11 protein-coding genes are annotated in these 15064 nt (G+C 72.5%); all 11 read left to right on the top strand.

Translation table 11 applies throughout. The annotated features are described in order from the left end of the window. Positions 1-2 precede the first annotated feature (2 nt). The 11 genes from ACWGI2_RS21005 (at position 3) to ACWGI2_RS20955 (ending at position 15056) form a co-directional block, all read left to right on the top strand. On the top strand, positions 3-1985 hold the full coding sequence (locus tag ACWGI2_RS21005) for a dipeptide/oligopeptide/nickel ABC transporter permease/ATP-binding protein (protein WP_453696849.1): 1983 nt from the start codon (positions 3-5) through the stop codon (positions 1983-1985). Further along, complete coding sequence (locus ACWGI2_RS21000; protein ID WP_453696848.1) at positions 1982-2983, top strand: ABC transporter ATP-binding protein; 1002 nt, start codon at positions 1982-1984, stop codon at positions 2981-2983. Before ACWGI2_RS21005 ends, ACWGI2_RS21000 begins: the two co-directional genes overlap by 4 nt. Beyond that, positions 2980-4032, top strand: a complete 1053-nt coding sequence (locus tag ACWGI2_RS20995) for a dipeptidase (protein ID WP_453696846.1) — start codon at positions 2980-2982, stop codon at positions 4030-4032. The genes ACWGI2_RS21000 and ACWGI2_RS20995 overlap by 4 nt, the downstream gene beginning before the upstream one ends. A gap of 55 nt (positions 4033-4087) precedes the next feature. Then, positions 4088-7480, top strand: coding sequence for a serine hydrolase (locus tag ACWGI2_RS20990; RefSeq protein WP_453696845.1), 3393 nt, complete (start codon positions 4088-4090; stop codon positions 7478-7480). Between the two features lies 1 nt (position 7481). Further along, entirely contained in the window at positions 7482-8327 is an 846-nt protein-coding gene (locus ACWGI2_RS20985; protein WP_453696844.1) for a GNAT family N-acetyltransferase, read from the top strand. Between the two features lie 89 nt (positions 8328-8416). Then, a complete protein-coding gene (locus ACWGI2_RS20980; protein ID WP_453696842.1) occupies positions 8417-10081 on the top strand; it encodes a PucR family transcriptional regulator in 1665 nt (554 codons plus the stop codon). A 128-nt stretch (positions 10082-10209) separates the two neighbouring features. Then, the gene (locus ACWGI2_RS20975) at positions 10210-11634 is read left to right on the top strand and encodes a serine hydrolase domain-containing protein (protein WP_453696840.1); all 1425 of its coding nucleotides are present in this window, start codon (positions 10210-10212) and stop codon (positions 11632-11634) included. After that, positions 11631-11768 carry a hypothetical protein gene (locus ACWGI2_RS20970; RefSeq protein WP_453696838.1) on the top strand — a complete coding sequence of 46 codons (138 nt, stop codon included), beginning with the start codon at positions 11631-11633 and terminating at the stop codon, positions 11766-11768. Before ACWGI2_RS20975 ends, ACWGI2_RS20970 begins: the two co-directional genes overlap by 4 nt. Positions 11769-11913: 145 nt before the next feature. Beyond that, on the top strand, positions 11914-13554 hold the full coding sequence (locus ACWGI2_RS20965; protein WP_453696836.1) for an ABC transporter substrate-binding protein: 1641 nt from the start codon (positions 11914-11916) through the stop codon (positions 13552-13554). 221 nt (positions 13555-13775) lie between these two features. Then, positions 13776-14651, top strand: a complete 876-nt coding sequence (locus ACWGI2_RS20960; protein WP_160503632.1) for an undecaprenyl-diphosphate phosphatase — start codon at positions 13776-13778, stop codon at positions 14649-14651. 90 nt (positions 14652-14741) lie between these two features. Then, a complete protein-coding gene (locus tag ACWGI2_RS20955; protein WP_453399989.1) occupies positions 14742-15056 on the top strand; it encodes a DUF6401 family natural product biosynthesis protein in 315 nt (104 codons plus the stop codon). Positions 15057-15064: the final 8 nt, after the last annotated feature.

The raw sequence follows: 15064 nt of genomic DNA, 5'->3' as shown, positions 1-15064 counted from the left end.
CCATGCGGAACGCCGGTAGCAAGATCCTGGCTGTCGTCCGGACGCCCGTGGGGGCATGTTCCGCCGCGCTTCTGGTGCTGTTGATCGCGCTTGCCCTGTTCGCGCCCGTCCTCTGGGGCGACCGGGCGTCGGCGGTGGACGTGGACGCCCTCCAACAGGGGCCGACCGGCGCGCACTTGCTCGGCACCGACAGCCTGGGGCGGGACATCCTCGCCCGCGTTCTGGTCGCCACGCGGCTCTCGCTCCTGCTCGCCGTGACGGCCACGGTGATCGGAGTGGTGACCGGCACGCTCCTGGGGACGGCGCCTTCCGTGCTGCCCCGGTGGGCGGGGCGGCTCGTGACCTCGGCCGTGAACATCGCCGTGGCCTTCCCCGGCCTGCTGCTCGCCCTGTTCTTCGCCATGATCTTCGGGGTCGGGGCCAAGGGGGCCGTGCTCGCCATCGGTCTCGCCATGGCGCCCGCGTTCGCCCGCCTCACGCAGACGCTGGCCGCGGGGGTCGCGGGGCGGGACTTCGTGGCGGCGGCGCGGGTGGCCGGGGTGGGGCGGATCCGGCTCCTCGTACGGCACGTGCTGCCCAACATCGGCGAGCCGCTGGTGGTCAACGCCACGATCAGCGCGGGGATGGCGCTGCTCGCCTTCGCCGGGCTCTCGTTCCTCGGCATCGGGGTGCAGGCCCCGGACTACGACTGGGGGCGGCTCCTCGGGGAGGGGCTCAACCAGATCTACGTCAATCCCACGGCGGCCCTCGCGCCGGGCGTCGCGGTGGTGGTGGCCGGGCTCGCGTTCAACCTGTTCGGGGAGACCGTGGCGGGGGTGGTGGGGGCGCGTTCCGGCCTGCCGTCGTCCTTGGTGCGTTCCTCGCCGAAGCCGAAGCCTGCGTTCGAGCCCGAGCCGAAGCCGATGGGGGCGGCAGGGTCGGCCGAGTGCGACCCCGTACTGGTCGTGGAGGATCTGCGCGTCGCCTTCCCCGGAGCCGCGGGGCCGGTGACACCGGTGCGGGGTGTCAGCTTCACCGTCGGTGCCGGGGAATCCGTCGGCGTGGTCGGTGAGTCCGGCTCCGGGAAGAGCCTGACCGCGCTCGGCGTCTCCCGGTTGATCGAGGCGCCGGGGGTGGTGTCCGCGGCCCGTCTGGAGTTCCTCGGAACGCCGCTCCTGGGGGCGTCCGATGCCGAGGTGCGCGGGCTTCTCGGTACGTCGCTCGCGCTGGTGTTCCAGGATCCGATGACGTCCTTCAACCCGACCCGGCGGATCGGACGCCAGCTCGCCGAGGTGTCCGAGCAGCATCAGGGCCTCTCGCGGAGCAAGGCGCTCGCGCGGGCCGTCGAGCGGCTGCGCGGGGTGCGGGTGCCCGCGGCCGAGCGCCGGGCACACCAGTACCCGCACGAGTTCTCCGGCGGCATGCGGCAGCGGGCGATGATCGCCATGGGCCTGATGGGCGAGCCGCGCCTGGTCATCGCCGACGAGCCGACCACCGCGCTGGACGTCACCGTGCAGCGCCAGGTGCTTCGGCTGCTCGCCCAGGTGCGGGAGAACGAGGCCGCCGGGGGCCCTCAACAGGGCGAGCGGGCGGCGCTGTTGCTGATCAGCCATGACATCACCGTCGTGGCGCAGAGCTGCCGCCGCGTCCTGGTCATGTACGCGGGGCGGATCGTGGAGGACCTGCCCACCGCCGACCTGCGTTCAGCCGCGCGCCACCCCTACACGCGGGCGCTCCTCTCCGCCGTCCCCGCGCTCGACACCGACCGAAACGCGCCGCTCGCGGTCATCCCAGGCCGGCCACCGGAGCCCGGACAGGTGGGCGGGGGCTGCGCGTTCGCCGCGCGTTGCCCGTTCGCGGACGAGCGGTGCCTTGCCGAGGATCCGGCGCCGGTGGACGTGGGCGCCGTCAGCGGCACGCATCGCGTGGCCTGTTGGCACCCCCAGGACGCAGGCGTCCGTACGAGTACCGATGTCAATGTCGAGACCACCGGAGGCGGCGCGTGAGCGAGCTTGTCTTTGAAGAGGTGAGTGTGCGATACGGGAGCCGGCGCGGCGGGCTCACCGCCGTGGACGGAGTCAGCCTGACCGTGCCGTCCGGTCAAGTGGTCGGTCTCGTGGGCGAGTCGGGGTCCGGGAAGTCGACGCTCGCCCGCAGCGCCGTCGGCCTCGCGCCGGTCAGCGCGGGGCGGGTCCTGCTCGACGGCACCGACGTACGGCACCTTGCGGGGCGCCGTCCGCTGCAGATGGTGTTCCAGGACCCGTACTCCTCGCTGGACCCCCGCATGAGCGTCGGCGCGTCGATCGGCGAGGCGATACCGCGCGGCGACCGGGCCAAGGAGAGACGGGCCGAGGTCGCACGGCTCCTCGAACTGGTCAATCTCGACCCGGACCGGGCCACGGCGCTGCCCGCCCAGCTCTCCGGCGGCCAGCGCCAACGCGTGGCGCTTGCCCGCGCGTTGGCCGGGAAGCCTCAGGTGGTGATCGCCGACGAGATCACTTCCGCGCTCGACGTGTCGGTCCAGGGCGCCGTGCTCAACCTCGTACGCGACGTACGGCGGCGTCTGGGTCTGTCCATGCTGTTCATCTCGCACAACCTCGCCATCGTGCGCTATCTCAGCGACATCATCGCCGTCATGTACCTCGGGCGGATCGTCGAGGCGGGCCCTGCCGAACAGGTGCTCTCCGACCCTCAACACCCCTATACGCGCGAGCTGTTGAGCGCGGCACCGTCCTGGAACACTCCGCTGTTCGACGACAACGGTGCCATCGGTGGCGCTGGGTCCGCCGGGACCGCCGGGGCCGTCGACGTAGAGCCGAGCGACCCGCACAGCCCGCCGCCCGGCTGCCGCTACCACCCGCGCTGCGCGCTCGGCCCCCTCGCCGACGCCGGCCGCGACCTCTGCCGCACCGCCGACCCCACGCAGGGAGCCGAGCGGCGACCGCACCGGGCGGCATGCCATTTCGCGGGGGAACCCGCAGAACCGAAGGGAGCCCGAACATGACCACGGCACCGAGCCACGCCGCCGAACTGCACCGGCGCAGTATCGTCGCCGACACCCACAACGACCTGCTCTGCGCGGTGACCGCGAGGCCCGTGGACCAGTGGCCCGGGTTCTTCCGCGAGCAGTGGCTGCCCCAACTCGTGGCGGGCGGCGTCAACGTACAAGTCCTTCCCGTGTTCATCGACGACACCTACCGGCCCGAGGGCGCGCTGCGGCAGACGCTGCGCATGATCGAGGCCGCGCACCGCCTCGCGGCCGGAAACGCCGACGCGGTCCGGCTCTGCGGCGACGGCGCCGAGGTGGACGCCGCCCTGGACGACGGCAGGATCGCCCTCGTGCTCGCCCTGGAGAGCGCGCCGGGCGTCGCCGAGGACGTGGAACTCCTGGAGACCCTCTACCGGTTGGGCGTACGGATCGCCTCGCTCGCGCACTTCGGACGTACGCCGCTGGCTGACGGCAGTGGCGAGGACGCGGCCGGGAGCCGGCTGACCCGGGCGGGGGTGGCCGCGCTCGCCGAGATGGAGCGCATCGGCATGATGTTCGACATCAGCCATCTCGGCGCCGCCGGTGTCGACCACGTGCTGGAGCTGGCAACCCAGCCGGTCATCGCCACGCACTCCTCCGCGCGTGCGCTGCGCGACCACCACCGCAATCTCACCGACGACCAGTTGAAGGCGACCGCCGCGAACGGCGGCGTGGTGTGCGTGAACTTCTTCGCCCCGTTCCTCCACGAGAGCGACTACACCCTCGACCGGCTCGTCGACCACATCGAGCACCTCGCGGACGTGGCGGGCCTCGAACACGTCGGCCTCGGACCGGACTTCGTCCAAGAGGTCATGGATGACACGATCCCGCCCTGCTGCGCCCACCCGGTCATCGAAGGCGTGCGCACCGACCAGTTCCTGCCCGGCCTCGAAGGTCCTGCCGGACTTCCGCTGGTGACCGAGGCGCTGCTGCGGCGCGGCTGGGCCGACGGCGACATCGCGCGGGTCCTGGGCGGCAACGTGCTCCGTCTCTTCCGTGACGGCCTGGGAAAGGCCGCCTCCTGACCACCGCCTCCTGACCACCGCCCCCGACTTCCGACTTCTTAGGAGGTGGCGCACCGTGACCTCACGCCTGCGCATCGACGACCTGTACGACTTCGCGGTGCCCGAGCAGCCCGCGGTCTCGCCGGACGGCGCCGAGATCGTGTACGTGCTGCGCACCGCCGATCGTGCCGCCGACCGCGACGTACGCACGCTGTGGCACGTCGGCGCCACCGACGGCGAACCCCGTCAACTGACCCACGGACACGCCGACTCGGCGCCCGCCTGGTCACCCGACGGAACCCGCGTCGCGTTCCTGCGCGCGCCGGGCGACGGGCCCGCGCAGGTGTGGCTGCTGCCCATGGCGGGCGGCGAGCCCGAGCAGCTCACGACGCTGCCGCTCGGCGCAGGTCCGCCCGTGTGGAGTCCGGACGGCGACGAGCTGGCGTTCGACGCACCGGTCGATTCCGCCGCGGCCGACGGTGAGGGGCAGGGCAGTGCGCCCGTCGTCGCCCGGCGCCTGGGCTACAAGGCCGACGGCCCGGGCCTCCTGCGTACGATCCGCACCCACCTGCACGTGGTCCGCGTCGCCGACCGCGAGGTCCGGCAGATCACCCGCGGCGACTGGCACGCCGGTCCCCCCGCCTGGTCCCCCGACGGCACCCGCCTCGCGTTCCCCGCGGCACGCGACGCGGACGCCGACCTGACGTTCCGCAGCGCCGCGTACGTCGTCGAGGCGGGTCCGCGCCATGCGGAGCCCGTACGCGTCGGCCCGGCCGAGGGACAGGCCGCGGCCGTCACGTGGACGGCGGACGGCGCGGCGCTCCTCGTCGTCGGCGCGACCGGCACCACCGTCGGCCACGCGCGGCTCCTGCGTGTGCCGGTGGGCGGTGAGGGAGCCGCCTCGCAGGCTGCGCCACCCACCGACCTCACCGGCCCCCTGGACCGCAACGTCATGACCGGCGGCCCCGCGTACCCCGGCGCGCTGCCCCAACTCACCGCCGACCATAGCCGCGTACTCGTCTGCCTGCGCGACCGCGGCTGCACGCAGTTGTACGTCGCCGACACCAACGGGAGCGGCATCCCGCACCGCGTGGTCGGCGGTGACGCGCGCCAGGTCAGCGGGGTGTCCACGGCGGGCGGCACCGTCGCGGTCGTCCTGTCCACCGCGACCTCCTACGGGGAGATCGCCACCGTCGATCTCGCCACCGGCACGGTCAGCACCCGCACCGCGCATGGCAGCACCGAGCACGGCGGCACCGACGCTCCCGAGCTGTTCGTGCGCGAGGAGCGGGAGTTCACCGTGTCCGACGGCACGGTCGTGCACGGCTGGCTGGTGCGCGACCCGGCGTGCGACGGCCCCGCTCCCCTGCTTCTGGACATCCACGGCGGCCCGCACAACGCGTGGAACGGCGCGGCCGACGCCGGGCACCTCTACCACCAGGTGCTCGCCGCCCGTGGCTGGACGGTGCTGCTCGTCAACCCGCGCGGCAGCGACGGCTACGGCGAGGAGTTCTTCACCGCGGCGCTCGGCGCCTGGGGAGTGAGTGATGCCGCGGACTTCACCGAACCCGTCGACCAGCTCGTCGCCGAAGGCATCGCCGACCCGCGGCGCCTCGCCGTCACCGGGTACAGCTACGGCGGGTTCATGACCTGCTATCTGACCAGCCGTGACGACCGCTTCGCCGCGGCCGTCGCCGGCGGTGTGGTCAGCGATCTCACGAGCATCGCCGGTACGTCCGACGCCGCGCATCTGCTCGGCGTGGCCGAGCTGGGCGGCCAGCCGTGGACGGACCGCGAGCGCTACGCGCGGCAGTCGCCGCTGACCCACGTCGACCGTGTGCGCACTCCGACCCTCGTCATCCAGGGCGGTGAGGACGAACGCTGCCCCGTGGGCCAGGCCGAGCAGTGGTTCACGGCGCTGCGCGCGCGGGGAGTCCCCACCGAGCTGGTGCTGTATCCGGGCGGCGCGCATCTGTTCCCGCTCGACGGGCGCCCCTCCCACCGGGCCGACTTCAACCAGCGGGTCGTGGACTGGGTGGAGTGCTACGCCGGTGAGCCCGGACGGCCGCGCAGGGTGCCGCTCGACACGGCCCACTGGCAGCGACGCCTCGCCGAACTGGCCACCGTTCACCGGGTTCCCGGCGCGGCACTCGGCATTCTGCGGCTCGGTCCGCGGGGCGTGGGGGACGACATGCTGCGGGCCCACCACGGCGTCCTGAGCACGGCCACCGGAGTCGATGTCACCGACGAATCGGTCTTCCAGATCGGGTCCATCACCAAGGTCTGGACGGCGACCGTCGTCATGCAGCTCGTCGACGAGGGCAAGCTGGACCTGGACGCCCCGCTCGTCGACGTGCTGCCCGAACTGCGCCTTGCGGACCCCGCTGTCACCAAGCAGGTGACGATGCGGCATCTGCTCACCCACACCAGCGGCATCGACGGCGACGTCTTCACCGACACCGGCCGCGGCGACGACTGCCTTGAGCGCTATGTCGAACTCCTGGAGGAGACGCCGCAGAGCCATCCACTCGGCGCGACGTTCTCGTACTGCAACTCGGGCTTCAGTCTGGCCGGGCGGGTCATCGAGAAACTGACGGGGCTCACCTGGGACGGAGCCCTTCGCGAGCGGCTCTTCGCGCCGCTCGGCCTGGGGCGGACGCTGACGCTCCCGGAGGAGGCGCTGCTCCACCGCACCGCGGTCGGGCACGTCGCCGAGGGCGAGGCTGATCCCGCGCCCGCTCCGGTCTGGGGGCTGCCGCGCTCGGTCGGCCCCGCCGGGCTCGTCTGCGCCGACACCGCCGATGTGCTCGCCTTCGCGCGGCTGCATCTGACCGGGGGCCTCGGCCCGGACGGCGCCCGCGTCCTGAGCGCGGAGAGCGCGGCCCGGATGGCCGCCCATCAGACCGGCCTGCCGGACCGGCACACCCTGGGCGACTCCTGGGGCCTCGGCTGGATCCGCTTCGGCTGGGACGGGCAGCGGCTGTACGGGCACGACGGCAACACCATCGGCCAGTCCGCGTTCCTGCGGGTCCTGCCGGACCAGGGCCTCGCGGTGACACTGCTGACGAACGGCGGCAACGCGCGCGACCTGTACGGGGACCTGTTCCGGGAGATCTTCGAGGACCTGGCGGGCGTCACGATGCCCAGCCCGCTCACCCCCTCGGAGCGACCGCCGGACGTCGACGGCTCCCGGCACGCCGGGGTCTACGAGCGGGCCGGTGCGTACGTCGAAGTGCTCGCCGTGGAGGGCGGGTTGAGGCTGCGGCAGACCGTGACGGGACCGCTCGCCGCGCTGGAGCCCACGCCCACCCAGGAGTTCGCGCTCGTTCCGCTCGTTCCGGGGGACGACTCCCTCTTCGCCTTCCGGCAGCCGGGCACGCGGACGTGGGTCCCGGTCACCTTCTACACGCTCCCGACCGGTGAGCCGTACGTCCACTACGGCGCGCGCGCCACCCCGAAGGCGGGCTGACATGCGGGGGCGCGTGGCCGGCTCGGCCGTCGCGGCGGCGGAGTCCGCGGCGCGTACGGCCGGCGTATCCGTGTGCCAACTCACCGAGCTGGCACACCTGAAGGCCGTGCGGAATCTCTACGAGGGCATCTGGCGCCCTGACGGAAAGACCCCGCCGGTGACGACCGAGCTGCTGCGCGCGCTCACCAAGGCGGGCAGCTATGTGGGCGGCGCCTTCGACGGCGGCGAACTCGTGGGCGCCTGCGTCGGTTTCTTCGCGCCGCCCGCCGACAAGGCCCTGCACAGTCACATCGCCGGGGTGGCCGCGGGGATGCGCGGCCGCAACGTCGGCTACGCCCTGAAGCTGCACCAGCGGGCCTGGGCGCTCCAGCACCAAGTAACCGAGATCTCCTGGACGTTCGACCCGCTGGTGCGCCGCAACGCCTACTTCAACATCGGAAAACTGGCCGCGGCGCCCACCGAGTACCTGCCCGACTTCTACGGCCGGATGAACGACGGCATCAACGGCTCCGACGAAACCGACCGCCTCCTGGTCACCTGGCGCCTCACCGCCCCGGAGGTCGCCCTGGCCTGCGCGGGACAGCGCCCCGCGCCGCTCACGGAAGGCGCCGTCACCGGCCTCGACGTCTCCCCGCACGACGGCCCGGTCCCCGGCACCCTCGACGGGCCCACCGTCCTGGTCGCCGTGCCCGGCGACATCGAGAAGCTGCGCGCCACCGACCCGGCCCGGGCGGCCGCCTGGCGCTCCGCCCTGCGTGACGTCCTGGGCGGGCTGCTGGCGGACGGGGCGCGGATCACCGGCTTCGACCGGGCGGGCCGGTACGTCGTCGAGAGGAAGAACTCTTGACCCGAACCTGTACGACGTATAAGAAGCCGTGAACGACGCATAAGAGGCCGTGAACGAAGCCGGTTCTCGCCACCCCCATGGGAGGAAGCGTGCTCATCCCGGTGACCACCCACCCCCGAGCCAGTCTCCGGCGCGTCCTCGAGGATCTGGGCCCCACCCTCCTGGACCTCGTGTGCGGCGACCCCGACGGCGCCGACGACATCGGCGGCGTCGTCATCCACGACCCGCACGACGAACCGGTGCCGCCTCCGCAGGCGCTCGTGCTCGGCGTCGCCGTACAAGATCCGGTGCAGATCGTGCAGTTGCTCGGCTCCCTCGCCGCGCAGGGGGCCGCGGGGCTCGTCGTCCGTGCGCCGGTCGCCGCCGACGAGAAGGTCACCGAGGCGGTGCGGCGGACCGGGGTCGCACTGCTGGGCCTGACGCGCGGCGCGTCGTGGGCGCAGCTCGCCGCGATGCTGCGTGCGCTCATCGCGGAGGGGGACGTCGGGGAGACGGGCCACGAGACCCTGGGCGGGGTGTCGTCCGGGGACCTGTTCGCGCTGGCCAACGCCGTCGGGGCGCTCCTGGACGCGCCCGTCACCATCGAGGACCGCAGCTGGCGGGTGCTCGCCTTCTCCGGGCGGCAGGACGAGGCCGACCCCTCGCGCGTCGAGACCATCCTCGGCCGCCAGGTGCCCGAACGCTACACGCGCGTCCTGGAGGAGCGCGGTGTCTTCCAGGCCATGTACCGCAGCGACCGGCCCGTCTACGTGGAGCCCCTCGTGGAGGTGGAGGGCGGCGCCCTCAGCCTGCCGCGCGTGGCCCTCGCCGTCCGCGCCGGCGACGAGATACTCGGCTCCATCTGGGCCGCGGTCCACGGACCGCTCAGCGCCGAGCGCGACCAGGCACTGCGCGACGCCGCCAAGCTGGTCGCGCTGCATCTGCTGCGGCTGCGCGCGGGCGCCGACGTCGAACGCAGGCTGCGCGCCGACCTCGTGGGCACGGCCCTGGAGGGCGGCCCCGGCGCCGCCGAGGCCGTCGCCCGCCTCGGGCTCGCCGAACAGCCGGGCGTGGTGCTCGCCCTTGCCTTCGCCGACCGCGCGGAGGACGACAGGTCAGCCGCGCGGCACGCCCGGTACGTGGCCGAACGGCAGCGCCTCGCCGACGCGTTCGCGATGCATCTGACTGCCGTCCACCCCCGCTCGGCCGCCGCGCTAGTCGGTGACGTCGTCTACGGCATCGTCCCGGCCCCCGCCGGGCGGCCCGACGCCGAGGAGCGTGCCGCCCGGGTCGCCGAGGAGTTCCTGGAACGCGTGGGCGCGCGGCAGGAGTTGCTCGTCGGGGTCGGCTCTCCGGCGCCGGGGAGCGCCGCACTGCCCGCGTCACGGGCGGGCGCCGACCGGGCGCTGCGAGTGCTGCGGGCGGGCGAGGGGAACCGCTCGGTGGCCCGCATCACCGACGTACTCGTCGAGTCGTTGCTCCTTGAACTCACGGATGTGATCGCCGAACGCGGCGACCCGCCGTCCGGTCCCGTGGCCCGGCTCGGCGCGTACGACGCGGCGCACCACACCTGTCTCGTCGAGACGCTGCGGGCGTGGCTCGACGCGTTCGGCGACGTCGCCACGGCCTCCGCCGCCGTCCATGTGCACCCGAACACCTTCCGCTACCGGCTGCGACGGCTCGCGGAGGTGGGCGGCATCGATCTGACGGACACTGACGAGCGCTTCGCCGCCATGCTGCAACTGCGCCTGTGGCCGCACACGCGACGGTCCTAGCAGCTCGCCCCACCGGTTTGGTACCCGTCGATGAACGAGGCCTCCCGCATGGTGCGCGCGGACGAATCGCCGCGCGGGGCCCGCGGCCTAACCTCGCTGCCAGTTCGACCGACCCACGAGGGAGACGCATGCCGAAGGGACCATCACCGTCTCAGGGCGGGGCACAGTCACAACTCAACGCACTCCAGGCGTGGTTGACCGAACGCCTCGCGGCGCTGCTCGACGAGAACCAGGTACCGGGCGCCGCCGTGGCCGTGAGCCTCGGTGACGTGGTGATCGACGCCGCCGCGGGCGTGCTCAGCAAGGACACCGGGGTCGCGGCGACACCGGACTCCGTGTTCCAGATCGGATCCATCACCAAGGTCTGGACGGCGACCCTCGCGATGCAGCTCGTCGACGAGGGAAAGCTGGATCTCGACGGCCCCGTGCGCGACCACCTGCCGGACTTCAAGATCGCCGATGACGAGGCCGCCGCACGCATCACCGTCCGGCAGCTGATGTGCCATGTCTGCGGATTCGAGGGCGACTTCTTCACCGACACCGGCCAGGGCGACGACTGCCTGGAGAAGTTCGTCGCCACACTCGGGGACACGCCTCAACTGTTCGCGCCGGGCGAGCGGTTCTCGTACAACAACGCCGCCTACTGCGTGCTCGGCCGGATCGTCGAGGTGCTGCGCGATAAGCCGTACGACGCGTGTCTGCGCGAGCACCTCTTCGCCCCGCTCGGACTCAATCACGCGGCCACCGGACCCTACGAGGCGATCCTGCACCGGGCCGCGGTCGGCCACCTCCGGGCCACCCCGGACGCCGATCCCCGGCCCGCGCCGGTGTGGGCGCTGGCCCGCTCGAACGCCGCGGCGGGCGCGATGCTCGCCATGCGGCCCCGCGACCTGCTGACGTTCGCCCGGATGCACCTGGCCGACGGCCTCGGCCCCGACGGCTCACGGGTGCTCGGCGCCGACAGCGCGCGAGCCATGCGCCGACCGCAGGTGGACGTGCCGCCCTTGGGGCTCATGGGCGACTCCTGGGGCCTCGGCTGGGAGATCTTCGACTTCCCCGGCGGCACCGTCGTCGGCCACGACGGCGGCACCATCGGCCAGTCCGCGTTCCTGCGCGCCGTGCCGGGGCACGACATCGCGGTGGCGGTCCTGACCAACGGCGGTGACCCGGTCGCGCTGTATACGGAGATCGTCGGCCGCGTCCTGCGCGACCTCGCCGGCATCGAACTGCCCGCACTGCCGGTGCCGGACCCCGAGGCACCGCGCGTCGACGCGTCCCGGTACGTCGGGACGTACGCGTCGTCGGCCGCCGACACGGTGATCAGCCAGGACGCCGACGGCCGGGTCTGGGCCGAGCGGACCCCGAAGGGGATCTTCGCCGAGATCGGCGGCGTGCCGGAGCGGATCGAGCTGGTGGCCGCGGGTGAGGGCACGCTGATCGCCGCGGAACCCGAGCAGGGCATGCACCGGCTGCACTCCTTCGTCGGCGACGACGGAGAGGGCCACGCGCAGTTCCTGCACACCGGGCGGGCTGACCGGAGGGTAGCGCCGTGAGGGCTGTGAAGGCTGTGAGCGAGCGGATCGAGACGATCTTCGCGGAGGCGGAGGCGGAGGCGGACGCGGAGGCGGGGCCGCGCTGCGACGAACGGGTCCCCGCCATCGAGCACCTGCGGGCGTACGCCGCCTGATCCCACGCCCCGAACGGAAGCCGGACGGGAGCCGGACGGGAGCCGGACGCACACGGACACAGCTGCACACCCCGCGGCGGCGCCCGCCGCCCGTACACCACCGACCCGCAGGGAGACACGGATGAGAACTGCGACGAGGTCTGCGATGAGAGCCGCGCGGATCGCCGCGGCGGTCGGCGGCGCCGCCGCTCTGGTCCTCACCGGTTGCGGCGGGGCGCCGAACGCCGGCGGCCCGGCGGCCTCGGGCGGCAGCCTGGCCGACGGCAGGAACTTCACCATGGCGATGCCGTCCGACCCTGGCACGCTCGACCCGGCGATGACGGTCATGGCGGCCGCCATCCAGGTCAACCGCTTCCTCTACGACCCGTTGATCCACGTGGCGAGCGACGGCGGCGTGACCTCGGGCCTCGCCGAGAAGTGGCAGGCGGACACCACCACTGCCCGCTTCACCCTGCGCCCCGGCGTCACCTGCGCGGACGGTGCGCCGCTGACCGTCCGGGACGTGGCGGCGAACATCGCGTTCGTGGCCGACCCGAAGAACAGGTCACCGCTGGCCGGTCTGTACGTGAATCCGGGCACCACGGTGAAGGCCGATGCCAGAACCCGTGAGATCACCGTCACCAGCAAGGTCCCCGACGCCTTCCTGCTGCGCAACATCGGCAGTGTGCCGATGGTCTGCGGCAAAGGCATGGACGACCGTGGAGCGGTCGCCAAGGGACAGCACGGCACCGGCATGTTCACCCTCACCGAGGCGGTTCCGGGCGATCACTACACGCTGACCCGGCGCAAGGACTACGCGTGGGGCCCGGGCGCGCGGCAGCCGCGGCAGCGGGCAAAGACAGAGGCAAAAGCAGAGGCAAAGGCAGGGAAGGGCCTGCCGGACAAGGTCCACATCCGCGTCGTCGCCAACGAGACCACCGCGGCCAATCTGCTCCTGTCCGGCGAACTGAACGCCGCGAGCCTCGGCGGACCCGACCAGCAGCGCCTGCTCGGCCGCGGCCAGTTCCATGCCGACTCGGCCTCCGCTCGGGGCGAGATGTGGTTCCACCACGGTCCGGGGCGCCCGACACGGGACGAGCCTGTGCGGCGGGCCCTCGCCCAGGCCGTCGACCTGGGGGACATCGGCAAGGTGCTCACCGCCGGGACCGGCAAGCCCTCGCGGGGGCTCATCACCATCGACCCGAAGGCCTGCAAGGACAACACGGTGGCCGGGAAGCTGCCGGCCCACGACCTGCGCGCGGCCAAGTCCCTCCTGGACAGGGCGGGCTGGAAGGAGAACGCCGACGGAGTACGCGTGAAGGACGACAAGCGCCTCGCCCTGACCCTCGTCTATCCCAGCCTGATCGGGCAGCCGGCCGCGTCCGCGGCCGAGCTGATCCAGAAGGCATGGCAGGAGGTGGGGGCCGACGTGACGATCCGCGGGATCGACAACACCGGCATCAACCAGGTGGTCGCGGGCAACGCGTCCTGGGACGCCGCCATCCTGCCGCTCGGCCTGGGGCTCCCGCCCCAGCTCAGGCCCTTCGTCTCCGGGCCGAAGCCCCCTGACGGCGCGAACTTCGCCCACATCGACAACAAGGCGTACGCGACCCTCGCCGACAAGGCCTCGCGCATGCCGGGCACCAAGGGCTGCCCCACCTGGAGCCGCGCCGAGTCGGCACTGATCACGTCGGTGGACGTGCTGCCGTTCGTCGACGCCGTGCTTCCGACGTTCGGCGCGGGCGCACGCTTCGAGGTGAACCACGGCAGCATCATGCCGTCGTCGATCCGGATGTACGGGGACTGAGGTGTACGGGGACTGAGGCGGACCAGCGGCACGGAGGGCCACCGCCCGGCACGAAGGGCCACCGCCCCGCATACGGCGGCCCTCCGGCGGTCTCGTAACCAAGTGACGCTACGCTGCCCCACGGCAAGGGAGTGATCACCCCTCGCTCTCAGACCTCCCGTATCTCCCATCACATGACCGCACCCGCAGCCCATGATCCGTACTTGGACGGCGCAGTTTCCATGTCTTGGCTTGAATCCTTCATCCTCGGGCTCGTCCAGGGACTGACCGAGTTCCTCCCGATCTCGTCCAGCGCGCATCTGCGGCTGACCGCGGCGTTCGCGGGCTGGCACGATCCGGGGGCCGCGTTCACCGCGATCACCCAGATCGGCACCGAGGCCGCCGTGCTGATCTACTTCCGCAAGGACATCGCACGGATCATCTCCGCGTGGTTCGGCTCCCTCTTCGGCAAGGTGCCACGCTCGGACCACGACGCGCAGATGGGCTGGCTCGTCATCGTCGGCTCGATCCCGATCGGCGTGCTCGGCGTCACCTTCAAGGACCAGATCGAGGGTCCGTTCCGCGATCTGCGGCTCATCGCCACGACGCTGATCGTGATGGGCATCGTCCTCGGCATCGCCGACCGCCTCGCGGCCCGCGACGAGACCGGCGCCAAGCACCGCGCCGTCAAGGAGCGCAAGAGCCTGAAGGAACTGGGCGTCCGCGACGGCCTGATCTTCGGCATCTGCCAGGCGATGGCCCTGATCCCGGGCGTCTCCCGCTCAGGCGCCACCATCAGCGGCGGCCTGCTCATGGGCTACACCCGCGAGGCCGCGGCCCGCTACTCGTTCCTGCTCGCCATCCCGGCCGTCCTCGCCTCCGGCGCCTTCGAGCTCAAGGACGCGGGCGAGGGCGGGCATGTGTCCTGGGGCCCGACGATCTTCGCGACGATCATCGCCTTCATCGTCGGCTACGCGGTCATCGCGTGGTTCATGAAGTTCATCACGACCAAGAGCTTCATGCCGTTCGTGTACTACCGGATCCTGCTCGGCATCGTGCTGTTCGCCCTCGTCGGCGCGGGCGTGCTCAGCCCGCACGCCGGAGAGTCCGCGGGCTGAGTTCCGAACCGGCCGCGGCCGGGGGCGTTGTGACCAATGGCATGCCTAAAGACCCTCTTCAGGAGGGTTTGGCCGTCCTACGGTGATGGGATGTCGCCCCTCGCCCGCATCAGCGCCTCGTACGCCCCGCGCTTCGCCGAGTTCGCCTTCGAGCCCGGTTTCACGGCCGCCGTGGACCAGCACGTCGCGGAGCTGCGGGATCGGCTGGAGATGGGCGGGGCCGGGCTCGTGCCGCCTGCGCCGGACCCGGAGATCCTCTCCGACTACGCCCTGGGATTCCTCGACGCGCTGTCCGAGAACGGGTGGCGCGAGCCGGTGGGTCATGACTACGCGGTGTGCCGCCTCACCGCCATCTCCTGGCTCGTGAGGCGGCACGACCTGGTACCTGAGTCCTCCGGGTTCTGACGGAGTCC

The sequence above is a fragment of the Streptomyces sp. NPDC054866 genome (assembly GCF_053610745.1).
This window is presented reverse-complemented; position numbering and strand designations above follow the sequence as displayed.

Excerpts from the sequence above, each read along its gene's own strand:
- ACWGI2_RS21005 (WP_453696849.1), top strand. The coding sequence starts at position 3 with ATGCGGAACGCCGGTAGCAAGATCCTGGCTGTCGTCCGGACGCCCGTG.
- ACWGI2_RS20995 (WP_453696846.1), top strand. The coding sequence starts at position 2,980 with ATGACCACGGCACCGAGCCACGCCGCCGAACTGCACCGGCGCAGTATC.
- ACWGI2_RS20985 (WP_453696844.1), top strand. The coding sequence starts at position 7,482 with ATGCGGGGGCGCGTGGCCGGCTCGGCCGTCGCGGCGGCGGAGTCCGCG.
- ACWGI2_RS20975 (WP_453696840.1), top strand. The coding sequence starts at position 10,210 with ATGCCGAAGGGACCATCACCGTCTCAGGGCGGGGCACAGTCACAACTC.
- ACWGI2_RS20965 (WP_453696836.1), top strand. The coding sequence starts at position 11,914 with ATGAGAGCCGCGCGGATCGCCGCGGCGGTCGGCGGCGCCGCCGCTCTG.
- ACWGI2_RS20960 (WP_160503632.1), top strand. The coding sequence starts at position 13,776 with ATGTCTTGGCTTGAATCCTTCATCCTCGGGCTCGTCCAGGGACTGACC.
- ACWGI2_RS20955 (WP_453399989.1), top strand. The coding sequence starts at position 14,742 with ATGTCGCCCCTCGCCCGCATCAGCGCCTCGTACGCCCCGCGCTTCGCC.